Source organism: Lysinibacillus sp. FJAT-14222 (assembly GCF_001278875.1).
GTDB lineage: Bacteria > Bacillota > Bacilli > Bacillales_A > Planococcaceae > Lysinibacillus > Lysinibacillus agricola.
On sequence record NZ_LIYL01000003.1, the window covers coordinates 27,535 to 45,032 of the forward strand.

General features: G+C 36.9%; 15 protein-coding genes. 9 read left to right on the top strand and 6 right to left on the bottom strand.

Features of this window, described 5'->3' with window-relative positions:
- Window positions 1-224: 224 nt before the first annotated feature.
- Together AN161_RS01515 and AN161_RS01520 are read right to left on the bottom strand one after the other, a co-directional pair.
- On the bottom strand, window positions 225-629 hold the full coding sequence (locus AN161_RS01515) for a DUF86 domain-containing protein (protein ID WP_053592691.1): 405 nt from the start codon (window positions 627-629) through the stop codon (window positions 225-227).
- Complete coding sequence (locus AN161_RS01520; protein ID WP_053592615.1) at window positions 622-1,026, bottom strand: nucleotidyltransferase domain-containing protein; 405 nt, start codon at window positions 1,024-1,026, stop codon at window positions 622-624. The genes AN161_RS01515 and AN161_RS01520 overlap by 8 nt, the downstream gene beginning before the upstream one ends.
- Window positions 1,027-1,641: 615 nt before the next feature.
- On the opposite strand from AN161_RS01520, the gene AN161_RS01525 reads away from it, so the two are divergent.
- From AN161_RS01525 to AN161_RS01540, 4 genes are all read left to right on the top strand, one after another.
- A complete protein-coding gene (locus tag AN161_RS01525; RefSeq protein WP_053592616.1) occupies window positions 1,642-2,943 on the top strand; it encodes a hypothetical protein in 1,302 nt (433 codons plus the stop codon).
- A 410-nt stretch (window positions 2,944-3,353) separates the two neighbouring features.
- Window positions 3,354-3,614 (top strand): FeoA family protein, encoded by a 261-nt coding sequence (locus tag AN161_RS01530; protein ID WP_053592617.1) that lies wholly within the window; start codon window positions 3,354-3,356, stop codon window positions 3,612-3,614.
- Window positions 3,611-4,336: a FeoB small GTPase domain-containing protein gene (locus AN161_RS01535; protein ID WP_053592618.1), complete on the top strand. Its 726-nt coding sequence runs from the start codon at window positions 3,611-3,613 to the stop codon at window positions 4,334-4,336. The genes AN161_RS01530 and AN161_RS01535 overlap by 4 nt, the downstream gene beginning before the upstream one ends.
- A complete protein-coding gene (locus AN161_RS01540; protein ID WP_241774467.1) occupies window positions 4,323-5,702 on the top strand; it encodes a nucleoside recognition domain-containing protein in 1,380 nt (459 codons plus the stop codon). The genes AN161_RS01535 and AN161_RS01540 overlap by 14 nt, the downstream gene beginning before the upstream one ends.
- A 156-nt stretch (window positions 5,703-5,858) precedes the next feature.
- Here the strand turns inward: AN161_RS01540 and AN161_RS01545 are convergent, their stop codons facing one another.
- The 4 genes from AN161_RS01545 to AN161_RS01560 form a co-directional block, all read right to left on the bottom strand.
- A complete protein-coding gene (locus AN161_RS01545) occupies window positions 5,859-6,833 on the bottom strand; it encodes an AraC family transcriptional regulator (protein WP_053592620.1) in 975 nt (324 codons plus the stop codon).
- Window positions 6,834-6,906: 73 nt separating this feature from the next.
- Window positions 6,907-8,079 carry an MFS transporter gene (locus tag AN161_RS01550; protein WP_343069236.1) on the bottom strand — a complete coding sequence of 391 codons (1,173 nt, stop codon included), beginning with the start codon at window positions 8,077-8,079 and terminating at the stop codon, window positions 6,907-6,909.
- Between the two features lie 425 nt (window positions 8,080-8,504).
- Window positions 8,505-9,260, bottom strand: a complete 756-nt coding sequence (locus AN161_RS01555; protein ID WP_053592622.1) for a DeoR/GlpR family DNA-binding transcription regulator — start codon at window positions 9,258-9,260, stop codon at window positions 8,505-8,507.
- A 752-nt stretch (window positions 9,261-10,012) separates the two neighbouring features.
- Window positions 10,013-11,452 carry a rhamnulokinase family protein gene (locus AN161_RS01560; RefSeq protein ID WP_053592623.1) on the bottom strand — a complete coding sequence of 480 codons (1,440 nt, stop codon included), beginning with the start codon at window positions 11,450-11,452 and terminating at the stop codon, window positions 10,013-10,015.
- A gap of 159 nt (window positions 11,453-11,611) precedes the next feature.
- Between AN161_RS01560 and AN161_RS01565 the strand changes: the two genes are divergently transcribed.
- The 5 genes from AN161_RS01565 (at window position 11,612) to AN161_RS01585 (ending at window position 17,380) form a co-directional block, all read left to right on the top strand.
- Window positions 11,612-12,301 carry a class II aldolase/adducin family protein gene (locus AN161_RS01565; RefSeq protein WP_053592624.1) on the top strand — a complete coding sequence of 230 codons (690 nt, stop codon included), beginning with the start codon at window positions 11,612-11,614 and terminating at the stop codon, window positions 12,299-12,301.
- A gap of 48 nt (window positions 12,302-12,349) precedes the next feature.
- Complete coding sequence (gene aldA, locus AN161_RS01570; protein ID WP_053592625.1) at window positions 12,350-13,789, top strand: aldehyde dehydrogenase; 1,440 nt, start codon at window positions 12,350-12,352, stop codon at window positions 13,787-13,789.
- A gap of 58 nt (window positions 13,790-13,847) precedes the next feature.
- Window positions 13,848-14,924 carry an alcohol dehydrogenase catalytic domain-containing protein gene (locus AN161_RS01575; protein ID WP_053592626.1) on the top strand — a complete coding sequence of 359 codons (1,077 nt, stop codon included), beginning with the start codon at window positions 13,848-13,850 and terminating at the stop codon, window positions 14,922-14,924.
- A 328-nt stretch (window positions 14,925-15,252) separates the two neighbouring features.
- Complete coding sequence (locus AN161_RS01580; protein WP_053592627.1) at window positions 15,253-16,542, top strand: MFS transporter; 1,290 nt, start codon at window positions 15,253-15,255, stop codon at window positions 16,540-16,542.
- Between the two features lie 58 nt (window positions 16,543-16,600).
- Window positions 16,601-17,380, top strand: a complete 780-nt coding sequence (locus AN161_RS01585) for a glucose 1-dehydrogenase (protein ID WP_053592628.1) — start codon at window positions 16,601-16,603, stop codon at window positions 17,378-17,380.
- Window positions 17,381-17,498: the final 118 nt, after the last annotated feature.

Here is a 17,498-nt window from a genome sequence, read left to right on the forward strand (position 1 = left end):
TTTTCAAACTCAAAAAATCAATTATGCCTCAGGAATCGTGGCGTCGGCTTCGATAACAATGAGTCTTTCCGTCACTTTGATTTCTATCCGTCACTTCGGCAGTTCTTTCCATCGCTTTAAGTTCTATCCGTCACTTCGGCGGTTCTTTCCAACGCTTTGACGGTTCTATCCGTTTTATACTACATAACAACAGGCTAGAAAGTTTTTTTAGCCTGTTGTTTCTTTTATATAAGCAATATTGCCTCTGTATAGGTTTTAAAATCACTTAAATGATTCTCAATAATTGCTTGAAGTATATCTAAATCAATAGCTTGATAATCATGCACAGCAATGTTTCGGAACCCAACCATATTCATTAATGATTTTGCTAATACATGGTCAATAATGTCTTTTTCCTCAAGAAACTTGAATGCTTCTCGGCTCGTTTTAGGTAAACCAAGCTTTAAATCACTAGTAATATGCATTGCCAAATCAATACTAGCTTCACACGCTCGTTGAATATTCAAAACAATACTATCCTGCTTCGTAATGTCTTGCAAATTCTCAGGATTACTACCATACACCTCGTTGACGCGCTTCACACAGCGTTCAATGGTAGCAATCTTATTTAGAACAACATCATTATTCACCATAGACACTACCCCTCTCTTCAATTGCCTTCAGAATTCCCGCACGTTGTTCATTTAACGTCACATACATTGATAGAGCCTTCATTCGTTCTTTAATAAAGGTGTTTTCATCTTGGCAATCAATGACCATACCACTTGAAAAAATTTGAGCTGCAAACACTGTATCAACAGTTTTCATATCAACTAAATCAACATCAACATTACAAAACTGTGCAATTTCTCCCGCTACTAAAAAACGTTCATAACCTGAGAGAGGCTTATCTGCAAAATACGCAATATCTAAATCACTATCTTCACGTGCCGAGCCATGCGCATAAGAACCAAAAACAATAACAAAAGCTGGTTTAACAGCTGAGGCTAACTTTTCAACAACTACCTTTTGCCAGTTTTGTTGCAAATTAAACACCTCCGCTCCTTCTTAGGATTATTATAACAAACTCTACCCTTAGTATGAGGAGTCTATCCGTCACTTTGATCATTTAAAAAAGCAGGCTAAGATTTCCCCTAGCCTGCTTTTTTATATCTTATTTTGAAAGCTGCTCATTCTCATCTTCATCGATAAAGTATGAGTGTGATTTCGCTGCTTCCTCAATTTCTTTAAAAAGCTTTCACATCTGGGAAGCTTGGTGTTGTCACGCCGTTTAATGGACCGCGTTCAAACATGCGATTCATCATGACCACAGCTTCCACTTTCGCCAATATCACCTGTTTTTATCACTAAATTTTCGTTAATCTTTCAGACTCTCTAAGTACATAAGACACACAGAGTTAAAAAAATCACACAACCTATCTACCTATTCACCTAAAATATACATAAAAAAATCCTAAGCTATGATAAAATTGGTTTATCAACATATATTAGGATATTTCCGTCTACACAAGACTCTTTTCGGCAGGTGAACAATAATCCACTTCTGAGGGCAATCCCTTACGTAAAGGTTTCACCTAGGCCAAAAATCCCTATGATTAACCATCACCCTTATCAAAAACCAATCAGGAGGTTTCCCGTATTATGAAAAACAAAAGAAAATTAGCCTTACTGGCCCTAGTTGCGGTCCCTTCACTAATCTATACTGCACCTACTACGTCAGCATCAGCTGCTGATATTACTGGACATTCGAAAACTGCTTACATATACGATTATACTTATTACTACAACGCTAACGTTTCGAATGTTGTTCGACTTATTTCAAATATTAATGATACAACGTCCTCATTCCAATCAGCTTTAGATGCAGCCAATAAAGCCTACGATGAGTTAACTGAAACGGAGAAACAGTACGTTACGAATTATTCTACGCTGTCAAATCATCGTCTGACGAGAGTTGCGTACCGTAAGCTTGCTGATCAAATTGAAGAGAAATTAGCTTCAGTGGAGTCAACTTCCGTTAATTACTATCAAAACGTTATGGAAACGAAAGATTGGTACAATACGTTAAACGCAGCCCAAAAGTCCTTTGTGAGTCCGGAATCACAAAGAATACTGACATCCTATATCACGCCAAATACATCTATCGATAAAGTGGTCAATAAAATCAAATTATTAAACTCATCCCGCATTACCTTCCATCAGGATGTAGCTGATGCTAGAGCTGAGCTTAATGCACTACGCAGATTTTCATACATCTATTTACCCGTTGGCATAGAGCAGATTTTATTAGATGCGGAACAGCTTGTAGCAAAGGATAAGGCAGCAGCTAAGGAAGTAGAAAATGCCATCGCAGCTTTATCGCCTAAAACGTCTACTGCTAAAGATGTACAGGCAGCGAAAACAGCTTTCGAGGCTTTAACACCTGTGCAGCAGCAGCTTGTACCAAATGTCTGGACTTTAGTAGACTTTGTGAATGGAAAATATGATTCACCGAATAAAGGTAAGGGGACAAAAAAGCCAATTTTATCGGATACAGCAGCCGTACCAGGTAAAACTACAGCTATGACTAAAAACAAAAATACCTATACAGCAAAAATAAACGTTGCCGACACGGAAAATAGTGCAGATCGCTTCGTTTTAACAACAAAATCCAATATGACTGTTATTATTCCACCACTAGGAACTCTTCTTAATGAGGATACTGGTGTTATGGAAATTAGCATTACAAAAAAATCGAATCGTATCACATTCCAGGCAACATTAAATAACAAACCAGTTGAATTTGAGGCGAATATGGAGATCATTATCAATAATTTGTCACCGAATGCCTCCATCGTTCGTACCAATACCTTTGGCAAACCAGTACCAGCTGATTATACAGTAGAAGGAAATCGTCATTTCATTCAAACAAGTTCCTCTGCTTCATTCCTAATCCAAGAGTGATTTCCAAGTAAAGAAAAATAGCATGACCCTCTGCCAATATTAGCAGAGGGTTTTAAGTTTTTTTGCTACTCTATCGCTTTTTCAAAGCAGATTCCCTCTTATGTTAAAAATTCTATAGGCACCTGTAACGAAAACCCACTTTCATTAATACATCATAATAAGGACCTTTTCATATCATTACATCAAAAACTTTGCCCGCTTATGCTAAACAACTCCGCTTTTTTCAACATTTCTTTGTCTAACAAAATGCGCCGTTATTCCCTTCATTAGTACGCTCTCTTATCGCGTTATTTCATAAAATTTTCAGAAAACCATTGACAATTGTCATAAAACAGGCATATTCTTTAATAAAGTTTCCTAAAAGAAACAATATGAGGTTCGGGAAAAATTATTAAGGGAAGGAATAAAAAATGGCTATGTCAAAAATGTTAAAACCACTATCTGAATGTTCATTTGGAGATTGCTTTTTAATAAAAGAAATAAATATTGAGGGTCCTTTAAGAAGAAGATTATTAGATTTAGGCTTTGTGAAAGAAGCAGAAATTACTGTTCTTCGTAAAAGCCCTTTAGGAGACCCTGTCGCTTATCGTGTAAGCAATACGACGATTGCGTTACGGAATGATGAAAGCTCAATGATTTTGGGCGAAGTTGTTAGGGGGAATACAAAGTGAGAGTAAATAGAATTGCTTTAGCAGGGAACCCAAATACCGGTAAAAGCACATTATTTAATACATTAACGGGATTGAAGCAACATACTGGGAACTGGCCAGGGAAAACGGTTGTTCATGCAGAAGGATCTTTTGAACACAAAGGAGACCAATATGTACTCGTGGATTTACCCGGGACCTATTCTCTATTTTCCAATTCGGCAGATGAAGAAGTTGCAAGAGACCATATTGTTTTTGACCAACCGGATGCAACGATTGTTGTGCTTGATGCAACATCATTAGAGAGAAATTTAAATCTTGCACTTCAAGTATTAGAAATGACTGATAATGTCATCATTTGTATTAATTTAATTGATGAAGCTGAGAAAAAGGGTATCCGAATTGATGAAAAGAAATTAGCTCGTGAGCTAGGAGTCCCCGTCGTAAAAATATCAGCGAGAAATAAAAAAGGTATTGATCAAATGTTGGATACATTAGGTCAACTAGTGAATGGGCAAATTGTTACGGCTCCATATCGCATGACATATTCGAAAGAAATAGAGGAAGCCATTACAAAGATAGAATCGAAATTAGAAGGTTATTTTGATGAAAAATATCCATCGAGATGGATTGCCCTTCGCTTACTTGACGGTGATGAGGAATTGATCTTAAAACTGCAAAATCATAAGAATAATAAACAGCACGAGGTGAGAACGAATGGAGTCCCAGTCAGTGTTAAATCATAATTCACTTAAGGGGATTTTAGCTGAAGTGAACGAGGTTTCGAATGAGGATATTCGAGATGAAATCGTTAGTGATATTTATACTAAAAGCAAATCTTTATGTAAAAAAGTAGTATCGCAGCAACCTGCAATGTACAGATCTGATAAATTAGATGAAATTTTCACATCCCGCATTTGGGGATTCCCTATTATGCTTATCTTGCTTGGGACCGTCTTTTACATTACTATCGCTGGCGCAAACGTACCATCTGATATGTTAGCAAACTTATTTGGCTATCTAGAAGGGAAGCTAACCATTCTTTTTGAAGCAATGCACGCACCAGAATGGCTACACGGTGTTTTAATTCTCGGGCTATTCAGAGGTACCGGTTGGGTTATTAGTGTTATGCTACCACCAATGGCTATATTCTTCCCTATGTTCGCTCTATTAGAAAACTACGGTTATTTACCACGTGTAGCATTTAATATGGACCGTTTATTCAAACGAGCTGGTGGACACGGAAAACAATCATTAACAATGGCAATGGGTTTTGGCTGTAATGCTGCTGCTATCATGTCAACGAGAATTATAGAATCTCCTCGTGAACGAATGTTAGCCATTTTAACGAATAATTTTGTTCCTTGTAATGGGAGATGGCCAACACTTATTTTATTAGCATCCTTATTTATGGTAACTGGCTTTTCAGGTGCAACAAGTACACTTGTAACGTCGGGCATTTTAATAGGATTTGTTATGTTAGGCGTCGTTGTGACATTATCCGTTTCTTGGGTTCTTTCTAAAACAGCTTTAAAGGGTGTACCAACACATTACACATTGGAGCTTCCGCCATTCCGAAGACCAAAGTTTTGGGATACAATTTTAAGAGCAAGTATTGATAAAGCATGGAATGTATTAAAAAGAGCGGTTATCGTTGCAGCACCTGCCTCTATTTTGACTTGGGTATTCGCCAATATTTACATTGGTGATACGAGTATTCTCATGCATTTTGTTAACTTTTTAGAGCCATTTGGTCAGGCTCTTGGTATGGACGGCTTTATTATGGCTGCATTTATTCTTGGGTTACCGGCTAATGAAATTGTTATCCCTATCCTGATTATGGCGTATTTATCCCAAGGAGCTATGCTAGAAATTGAGGATTTATCGAAGCTAAAGCAAGTGTTTATCGACCAAGGCTGGACGTGGCTGACAGCTTTAAATATGATGTTATTCTCGCTCCTACACTTCCCTTGTGGAACGACTTTAGTCAATATTTATAAAGAAACAAAAAGTCCAAAATGGACATTTATGTCATTTTTAATTCCAACTGTTATTGCCATTGGTGTAACATGGCTAACAGCGACAGTTGCTCGCGCGTTTGGTTGGGTTTGATGATGAAAAGGGTGGTCTTAAAAGGCCCCCTTTTTTTAATTTCTATCTAAAGAATGCTATTAATCTTGCATAAAAGGTCTACCATTTGTTATTCCCATCATAAACACCTTAAAATGATTCACTCAATTTAAGGTGTTTGAGTTAGAGATCTATCCTCTACAATCGATTAAGATCTCTTAATATTTCCCTAGGATTAATTCCAAATCTCTCCTTAAAAATCTCCGCAAAATAGCTAGGATTAGAATATCCCACTGCATTCGCAATGTCAGTTACATTCATAGTTCCCTCTTGTAATAAAAAAAATGCTTTTTCTAGCCTTTTTTCTCGTAAATATCCAAACACTGTTGTTCCGAACATCTCTTTAAATCCCTTTTTTAATTTGTAATCGTTTAAACCAATTAAACGCGATAACTCAATTAGTGTTGGAGGATTGGACATATGCTCCATGATAATTGATTGGGCTTGCTGTATTTTTGTTCTATCACTTTTTGAAAACATAACAGGGCTAAGAGAATTAACAAATAGATGAGATCGAAATGTCATAGATAATAGCTGTAATGCTCGACATTCTAGCTCTAAATTGGTCATTTTCTTACTTGCTATAGCATCTAACATTTGCCGAACAATAATTAGGGAAGATGCGTTAATTCTCTCTTGAAATAGTCTATATCGTTTTCCATCAAGAATTTTAGAGAAACTTAGGGATTCCTTACTAGTTTCACCAATTTCACTCATAAAATGATTGAAGGTTGAAATTGGAATACCAATCCCCACCATTTGATAGGATTGATTTTTATGAAACATAAAATTTGCCCCCACTTGCTCTATAAATTGAAGCGAGCATGTTCCTGAAGAAATTTCATATTCTGAACCTGAGATGTAAACGCCTCTATTACCTTGTAAACAGAAACTAAGTTCAACCATAGGCTGCTTTGTTACTACTTGCATTTGGTACTCTCGATAAAATGAGTAATCAGATATAATCACTTCTAAATCTGGCCGAGGAATAAAACGCTGTATAGCTCCTTCCTGCGCATTCGGTTGGAATGCAAACGGACATTCTTGTATTTTTGATATTTCCAATGCATGAAAAAATTCACTAAAGTTCTCATGGAAATTAGTATTCAACATGTTCGTCACCATCCTTCGATTTTAATTGAGAACGATTATCAACAATAACCAAAGTATAGCAAACGAACAGCGATTAAGCTATTTCTTCTTTAGTAGTAAGTACCATTGATAGTAGTAAACATAAAAAGAAAATAGTAGCTCCAAAACCATAAGCAGTAGCATATCCCCCACCATATTCTATAAGCCATCCTGCGAGTCCAGGCCCAATCATTTGACCGATAGCGTAAAAGATAGAAATAAAGCCGATTGCTGATGCCACATATTTTGGCGATACCCCTTGGCTTGCCTTCATTTGAATGAGCACAAGGACACCTCCAAGAGACGAACCCCATATAATAGCAGACACGATAAATCCAATTACATTAGGAAATAACATCGGAAAAACATCTCCAATAATTGATAAAAGCAACGCTGCCATTAATGCTTTTTTTACGCCTATCTTATCCGCTAGCATTCCCCATAATGGCGCACCGCCAATTGAAACGATCCCTGCAACAGCATAAATAGAGCCCGCCACTGCATTCGAAATCCCGATGTCCTTCATATAGCTTGTTTGATATAAATTCGGAATAAGATAAACGAGTCCAACGGCAAAATAAATTCCAGCTATGAGGTACAGTTCTTTACTTCTCCAGGCTTTAGTTTTTTCTTGTACAGTACCATTTTCTGCTGTTGAGTGTGGTGTCTTTATCACAAAAAATGCAACTAACACGACTATAATTGTGATTACCGCAAATACTAACCATACTCCTCGCCAGCCAAACTCAGGAAAATGCCGAAGCATAAAGGGTACAAGTACTCCAGACAAGAGCATTCCTACTCCCGCACCACTCATTAGCAATCCCATCACTGTCCCCCTTTTCTTTGGGAAAGTGCTAACCGCTATTGATAATAGTGGGGTATAGACAAGAGCACTACCAGCACCAGCCAAAAATAAAGCTATAGCGGCCCACCAAAAGTTCGTTACAAATATAAGACCTCCTAAACCTGCAATAACAAAGCTTCCGCCTACCAACAGCACATTTTTCGCTCCAATACGCAACGTAAGCATCCCAGACAGACCTACTGTAAGTAAATAACCTAAAAAAAGCATCGTACCTAATAAACCTGACTCTGATGTAGTTAATGACAGCCCTTCCTGCATAAAAGGTAATATAATACCGTAAGCCATACGAGCAAATCCCGTAGTTGTAACAATTAATAGCATTCCTGTTATAACAAATGCCCAAAAATTTTTCATTTCCATTCCCCTTTCATTCATTAATGCCTATGACTCAATAAAGAAACTATTTCACTATGTTGATCTAAGATCTCCTTTTCATTTTTTGATAATTTTTTCATTTAGAAATATAGTTATCTTAATTTTTTTAGTCCTACCTCTCTACCAATAGACGGATAATAATGCGGTTTAACGGATTTTATTTTAAACATAAAAAAGACACCTCAATAGATTTTGAGATGTCTTTTCTAGAAAATATTCATTCTATCGGTAATTTTATACAAAGCATCTGGCCTGCTTCTTATTGAAAAATGGAAAGCAGAGCAGGCACTATAAATTTATAACGACTAAGTAGATGCCGAATGGAAAATTAACTTCTGGTGGTAATGATTTCTATTAAGCCTTTCTTCTCATATCTAGACGAATTTGTTTTATTAATCAACACTAGTGATTCAATAAATTAGCTGGACATTATTTGCTTTCAGTCTCTCTATCCACTCTGCAGATGGTTTTTTGTCTGTTACGACAACATCAATGTCACTAATATCAAATAGCTTTAAAAATGCCGCCTTATCGAATTTAGTGTGATCTACTAGTAAGAGGTTTACCTTGGAATTCTTAAGCATAATTTTTTTTAATTCCGCTTCGGGCTCATTAGATTCAGTAATACCATGTTCAAGTGATATCCCCTTGCAGCTAAATACATGAATGTCTGCGTAATATCTACTAACGGTAGCCTCTGCAGCAGGACCAACTAAAGAAAGTGATTTTTTTCGTAACTCCCCCCCTGTTGAAATAATTTGAAAGTGTGAATCGCTAAACTCATTTAATATTTTTATGGAATTAGTAATTAACGTTAAATCTTGTTTATCATATAATGCTTTGACCAATTCTAACGCTGTTGAGCTAGGGTCAACCATTAATTTATCTCCATCTTTAATCAGATGATGTATTTTCGAAACTATTGATTTTTTTAATTCTATATTAAGAGTGGTTCTTGTATTAAAAGGTAAATCCTCTGAGCCGTTCCGGTTTATTACTGCCCCTCCGTAAGTTCTTGATACAATTCCCTTTTTATCTAATTTTTCAAGATCTCTTCGAATGGTTTCTTCTGTAACTGAAAACTTTTGACTTAATTCAGAGACATAAACTTTCTTTTCAATTTGGACTAAATCTACTATTTTTTGCAATCGTTCTTTTGGTAACATAATAAATCCCCATCTTCCTTTTATTTCATTCCCCTTCAAGTCAGGTCAGTAACCCTATTTCCAATCAAGAGCGTAGGAAAAAATGAGCATCACTCCTACCCAAATCCCCATTTTTGATAAGTTGATATTATATTACCCCGTTTGAAAACTGAACAGGCACATCTTCTTACCATCATTGTACAATATTTCACCATTTTTCCAATGGTTCGAACTGCAGGCAAGGCAAAGCTCAAATAAACGCGCGTGGTAATTTTTCGCTTTGTATAACATTGTACTTGGGCAAGGAAACAATTACAAAAATTAGTAAGCGGTAATATCAATTAGAAAAAGGAAGAGGACAAAGCGAAAACTCCTTATCGTGTTTTTACCCAGGTAACAATAACGATACGTGAATTTCCGCTTTTTTTATAGTGTGTTCTGTTAAATTATTGAATGTTATCTTTATTTTGCTCATCACCATAACGTGGGGTTGATTTCCGTTCCGACTGACGCTTTCCTAGAGTCGCCCAGCCTCCACTTCAATCAACTTATGGCATACGTTTTAACAAATGTCATCCTCAACTATTGATGAAGAGCCCTTTATTCCGGAGATGTTTTTTGTAGCGAAAGTGTATCTTTATAGTTAACACGGTTGTAGCTCTTTTTCAGTGAGCAGAGGGGCGCAAGGAACGCTGGCTAAGACGCCATGTGACTTTATCGAAATGAACTAAGATCAATTCAAAACCCGGACGTCATGATTGATTCACCTCAAATTACAGTGATAGACCTTCTAATTTTGGTTCGTATACTTTTAGGGATACAGATCTTTTAATGACCTGTCTTATTTCTGAAAGAGTTGAGACCTCTCCTAAAGCAAATAATTGAATCATAACATTTCCTAGAACGCTAGATTCAACAGGACCAGCTACCACTTTCTTGTTTGTTACATTGGCAGTCATTTGGCATAATAATTCGTCTTGAATACCGCCTCCGACCATATGAATCTGCTTTATCTTTTTACCAGTAATACTCTCAATGTTAAGTAATTGATTTTCAAATTCTTGTGTTAACCCGTTATAGATAGCAATTGCCCATTCACCTAGATTATCAGGTTTTCCCTGTCCTGTAGCAATGCAATAGGAATTGATAGCTTCCATAACATTATCCGGTGATAAGAATAAAGAATGATTGGGATTAATTGAAAAACTTTTATGCGATAACTTAGCAGCGTTAATAATATCAGCAAAATCTATTTTTCTTGTAAATATTTCATTATAATGCTTTTTTAATTGTTGCAATAAAAACATGCCATTAATATTTTTAAGAAATCTAATCGTATTAAATACTCCACCTTCATTGCTAAAAGAATCTTTAAAAGATATTTCATTAACAACAGGATTTTGGATTTCAAGTCCCAATAAAGACCAAGATCCACAAATTAAATATGCACTATCTTCATGTTCTAAAGGTATTCCAGCAACAGCACTGGCAGTATCATGACTTCCTACTGAAATAACTGGAACTGAATTACTTATACCAATTTTTCTCATGTGTTTTTCATGTAACATTCCGTAAATTTCGCCTGGGAAAATGATTTCCTGAAAAAGATGTTTAGGAAATCCTAATCGCTCAATAATGTCAAAATCCCATTGTTTACTATTTACATTCAATAGTTGACTAGTTGAAGCAATTGTATATTCGGTCTTGTTATTTCCTGTTAAGAAGTGATTAAATAAATCTGGTATGAATAATAAATATTCAGCCTTTTGATTCAACTTTGGGTTATTTTTAAATTCAGCAAATAATTGATAAACCGTATTAAAAGGTAAAAATTGTATACCTGTTTTAGAATAGAATTCTTCAAAATGAATTGGCATTTTTGAGGAGATACCTTCTGTCCTATCATCCCGATAATGGAATGGCCAGTGAACAGGCTTTTCTTCTTTATCTAAAAGACAATAATCAACTCCCCAAGTATCAATTCCGATACTATCAAATTCCGCTACATCCTTTGAAGCAGCTTCTAACCCATTTAATATGTGTTTATACAAAAGTTCAAGATTCCAATGTAAATGATTATTTATAGTAACTGGTTCATTGTTAAAACGGTAAACTTCTTCTAATACGACTTTTTCTCCATTATAAACCCCCGCAATTAATCTTCCGCTTGATGCCCCAAAATCAAAGGCCAGGCATTTTTTGTATTTAGTCATAATAATCTCACCATCCCTATTTTATTTTACTCCACACCTCACCTCAAAACAACATAAACCAACATAAATAAAGAAAAATATTTTTGTTTATGTTGACAAAGAAGAATTAAAGAAATAGAATCAAGCTAAGATTTAGAAATTAGTAAGGAGAGAACTTTAATGAATAATTCAGAACAATTTTTAAAAGAACAAATATGTGACATAGGTAAGAGAATGTATATGAAAGATATGGGAGCTGCAAATGATGGAAACATTTCTATTAAAATTTCAGAAAATTCTTTCTTATGTACCCCGACAGGAGTATCAAAAGGGTTTATGACCCCAGATATGATATGCAAGATTAATAGTCAAGGAGAGGTAATTGAGGAAAATCTACTAAACACAAAACCATCTTCAGAAATAAAGATGCATTTACGTGTTTATCAGGAACGTCCCGATGTAACAGCAGTTGTGCATGCTCACCCCTTGTATGCTACTGCTTTCGCTATTTGTGGTATTCCGCTTAATAAGCAAATAATGCCAGAATCAACCATTTTCTTAGGAGAAGTACCTATAGCAGAATATGGGACGCCCTCCACAGAAGAGTTGCCTAATTCAATAGTTCCTTACCTTCAAAATCATGATGCGATTTTATTAGCCAATCATGGTGCGCTAACTTGTGGTATTGACTTAATGAGCGCTTATTTCAAAATGGAGTCCATGGAATTTTATGCGAAGCTTCTTTATCTAACTTCAGTAATTGGAGAACCGAAAGAGTTAACAAACGAACAAGTTACAACATTAGTTCATTTACGTGAGAAAAAATTCAAAGTTCCTGGCCGTTTTCCTGATCTAGGGATACACGATTAACAAGTTTGTTATTCTAAAAAATAAATTTTGTGGGGAGATGTGAAGATAATGAAAAAATATCAAATGTACATTGATGGGCGATTTGTTAGTTCTAGCTCAGGTGAGCAAACACAAGTCATTAATCCAGCAACGGAGGAAATTATTTCAGAGGTTCCTAAAGGGACTGTGGAGGACGTACAGCTGGCAATTGATGCTGCGGAGAAAGCGCAAAAGGCTTGGGCAAAACTCCCATCTATTGAGAGAGGAAAATATTTGCAAGCAATTTCCAAAGAAATACGTGAGAATATTCAAGTCTTAGCACGCACAATATCAGAGGAAATGGGGAAAACTCTTTCTCTTGCTGAAACAGAAGTTAACTTTACTGCCGACTATATAGATTATATGGCAGGTTGGGCAAGACGCTATGAAGGAGAAATTGTACAAAGTGATCGACCAAATGAGCAAATCTTTATTCATAAAGCACCGATTGGCGTTATAGCTGGTATTTTACCATGGAATTTCCCATTTTTCTTAATTGCACGTAAAGCAGCACCAGCTTTAATCACAGGTAATACGATTGTTCTAAAACCAAGTGATTTATCCCCTAATAATGCGTTAGAGTTTGCAAAAATCATTGATAAGGTGGGCTTGCCAAAAGGGGTTATCAATATAGTAACTGGTAGTGGAAAGATCCTTGGACAAGAGTTAGCTGGAAATTCTAAGATAGGAATGATCAGTTTAACAGGTAGCTACAATGCTGGTGCCGCTGTTATGCGTACAGCGGCAGAAAACATTACAAAAGTATCTTTAGAATTAGGAGGAAAAGCACCTGCTATTGTTATGGATGATGCGGATATAGATTTGGCAGTACGTTCGATTGTCGATTCTCGTGTCATTAATACAGGACAAGTATGTAACTGTACAGAGCGTGTTTATGTTCATAAAAACATTGCAGATGATTTTATTAAAAAAATAACAAAGGCAATGTCCGAGGTAACATATGGAGATCCATTAATTAATAAAGAGATTGATATGGGACCTCTTTCTAGTGAAGAGGCACTTGAATCGGTAGAGGACATGGTACAGGAAGCAGTTGCTAATGGGGCTACGATCTTAACAGGTGGTAAGCGCTCTTCACAAGAAAAGGGTTATTTTTATGAACCAACCGTACTTGTAAATGTAAATAACGAAATGGAAATTATGCGCCAAGAAATTTTCGGTCCTGTACTTCCGATCGCTACTTTCAATGACTTAGATGAAGCACTTGAATTAGCTAATGATTGTCAGTATGGCCTAACATCCTCTATTTTCACACAAAATCTAGATGTGACAATGCGTGCAAGTAAAGAATTAGAGTTTGGGGAAACGTATGTTAATCGTGAAAACTTTGAAGCTATACAAGGTTTCCATGCAGGATGGAAAAAGTCAGGTATCGGTGGTGCCGATGGACGACATGGCCTAGAAGAATATTTGCAAACCCATGTTGTCTATCTTCAAAGTAATCTTTAAATATAACAGTAGATATTCAATTTTCAGAAAATGCAGATAACAACAAAGGAGGATAATCATGTCAAATGTAGCTAGTAAAATGAAAGCGGTTGTATGCCATGGTCCCGGTGAATATTTACTTGAATCTGTGGATGTACCTTCTCCAGAAGCAGGTGAAGTCCTGATTAAGGTAGAGGCCTGTGGCATTTGTGCAGGTGATGTAAAAGCTTGGGATGGAGCACCGATGTTTTGGGGCGGAGAGGATGGTCAGCCTAGTTATGTAAAAACTCCAGTCATCCCGGGGCATGAATTTGTAGGAACGGTTGTCGAGGTAGGTACGGGCGTGACAGATTTTTCTGTTGGAGACCGCCTTATTTCAGAACAAATTGTACCTTGTAATACTTGTCGATATTGTAAGCGCGGTCAATACTGGATGTGTGAAAAGCATGATATATACGGCTTTCAGTACAACGTCAACGGCGGAATGGCCGAATATATGAATTTTCCAGTAAATGCTATTAATCATAAAGTTCCTCATGATTTACCTATTGAAAAAGCTATTCTAATTGAACCGTATGCATGTTCTATGCATGCAGTAAATCGAGCTAATATTCAAATAGGAGATTTTGTTGTCATTTCAGGTGCTGGAACGCTTGGACTAGGAATGGTAGCAGCTGCAAAACTACGAAGTCCTGGTACATTAGTAGTTTTAGATATACGAGACGAACGATTGGAACTTGCCAAACAATTTGGGGCAGATATTGTTCTCAACCCTTCAAAGGTCGATGTAGTAGAGGAAATTAAAAATATGACAGAGGGTTATGGCTGTGATGTTTATATAGAAGCAACTGGTGCACCTGCTAGTGTTATTCAGGGCTTACATGCCATCCGGAAGCTTGGGCGCTTTGTGGAGTTTAGTGTATTTTCAAGTCCAGTAACTGTCGATTGGAGTATTATTGGTGATCGTAAAGAGCTTGATATTTTAGGTGCGCACTTAGGACCTTACTGTTATCCAAATGTTATTAATGGAATCGCATCTGGTGCCCTCCCTACTGAGGGGGTAGTTACGCATAAACTCCCTCTAGAAGAGTTTCAGAATGGTTTTGAAATGGTGAAAAGCGGAGCCGGCTCTTTAAAAGTTATTTTAATACCGTAGATAAAAAAGGGTTCCTAATAAACTACTAAATATTTTTTGGATAGGAACCCTCTTAACATATTTCGAAGGGCGATATTGTAGCAGAACATCGGCCGCGAAAGCGAAGCGGCACTTCCCCCTTCTACTGGCGCCAGGATAAAAACGATTGTAGAGTTTTTTAGTGAGCAAACGGTAACTGAATTAAAGAGCGTCACATCTATGGTCACGAAGGCAAATCGATAGGATCAATAGTTAATTCCCCTGCATCGTGTAGGTCTATAACACAATTCAATACCGTGAGGCATGATGTCAAAGCGTAATGATAAAAGGGATTAAGGAGGGAAACATTATGAATAGTAGCTTAACTGCATCTCCATCAAAGAAGCTAGTCTTTGGTTTACCAATAGCATTAATTTGGGGATATATTGCCATTGCTTTCTTTATGACAGGAGACGGAATTGAACAAGCATTTTTATCAAAATATATAGTTGATTTAGGGTTTTCTACTCAGCAAGCCTCATTAGTCTTTACAGTATATGGACTCACTGTTGCCGTAGCATCTTGGTTTTCAGGAGTATTGGCAGAAATAACTGGGCCACGCCGTACGATGATCATTGGTTTTGTACTTTGGATTATTTTCCATATTGGCTTTTTAACATTTGGCCTTGAACAAAAAAACTATGCTATGATGCTGATCATGTATGGGATTCGCGGAGTTGCCTATCCGATGTTTATTTACGCCTTTGTAGTTTGGATTGCATATGCCGCTCCAAAACAAAGATTAGCTTCTGCAATGGGTTGGTTTTGGTGTATGTATTCAGTGGGAGTAGGAGTCTTTGGTACATACCTGCCAAGCTTTTCAATTCCTGCAATCGGATTTATGGGTACATTGTGGTCGGCAATTCTCTTTATTGCCATCGGCGGCTTGATGGCGATGTTTTTAATAAAGGATGACTTCAATAGTTATAAAGAAAATACGACTAATGAAGGGCCACTACGAGAATTACTAAGAGGGATTACTATCGCGAAAAACCCTCAAATCGTTATCGCTTCAGCTGTACGTATTATTAACCAAATCTCACTCTTTGGCTTTGTCGTTATACTACCGATTGTTTTTACAGAACAAATCGGATTTACGATGTCTGAATGGCTACGTATTTGGGGAGCTGTTTATGCAACAACTATTTTCACAAACCTAATGTGGGGCATTCTTGGGGATAAACTGGGATGGGTTAGACAGGTAAGATGGTTTGGTTGTATAGGTATGGCCATCGCTACATTAATGTTTTACTACCTGCCAATATCCTTTGGACCAAATATTTGGGTTGGCTTATTTGTAGCTATATTCTTCGGCTTTGCCATTGCCGCATTCGTACCAATGTCAGCTATTTTCCCAACACTTGAACCTTCTCATAAAGGTGCAGCAGTGTCCATGCACAATTTATCGGCAGGTTTAAGTAACTTTGTTGGCCCAGCAATTGTAACAGCTGTTGTGCCGATTGCTGGTGTGGAAGGTGCTATATGGACACTTACTATATTATATATAGTTGGCTTTATACTGACATTCTTTATGAAAGTCGATCAAAACATCAGCAAATCAGCTACAGATGACAATCAATCAATCGAAATAGCACATTAAAGTTAGATGTATCCCTATTAATGAAAGCGGTAACATCAAATAAAGGAAGTGTAAATATATGAGTATTTTAAATAGATTTAGTCTTAAAGATAAGGTTTCTATTGTGACTGGAGGAGCTATGGGGTTAGGAAAAGCAATGGCCCAAGCTTTAGCACAGGCTGGTTCTCATATCGTCATAGCTGATTTGAATCAAGAGGAAGCCCAAAAAACAGCTGATCAATTCAAGCGTGATGAAGGAATAGACACTCTTGCGATCAAAATGGACGTAACCAATGAACAACAAGTCAATGATATGGTAGCCAAGGTGTTGAACCATTTCGGTAAAGTTGATGTTTTATTTAATAACGCTGGCATCACAATTCATGAAAAAGCCGAAGAGATGTCATTTGAAGATTGGAATAAAGTCATCAATATCAATTTAAACGGAGTTTTTCTAGTATCAAAGGCTGTTGGAAAAGTAATGATTGACCAAAAAAGAGGGTCTATCGTGAACATATCCTCAATGTCTGGCATCATTGCGAATACCCCGCAATGTCAATCTTCCTATAACGCATCAAAAGCAGGCGTGATTATGCTTACGAAGAGTTTAGCAATGGAGTGGGCAAAGCATAATATAAAAGTGAATACAATTGCTCCTGGATACATGAAAACAGAGCTGACAAAGCCGTATTTTGAACAAGGCGGAGATATGATTGATACTTGGATGAGCTTTACCCCTATGGGCAGACCTGGAACACCAGATGAATTAGGTGGCATTGCGTTATATCTAGCTTCAGAGGCTTCTTCTTTTGTTACAGGTGGCGTATTTACTGTGGATGGTGGGTATACAGCATTGTAGTTGTAGGTTATAGGACATATTTATAGGGAATCGATGTCTTTAAAAAATTCGTATGTTGTATTGATGAATTGAAAAAATAACTCCTCCTATAAGATACAGCAATAGCAAATAAGTAAAA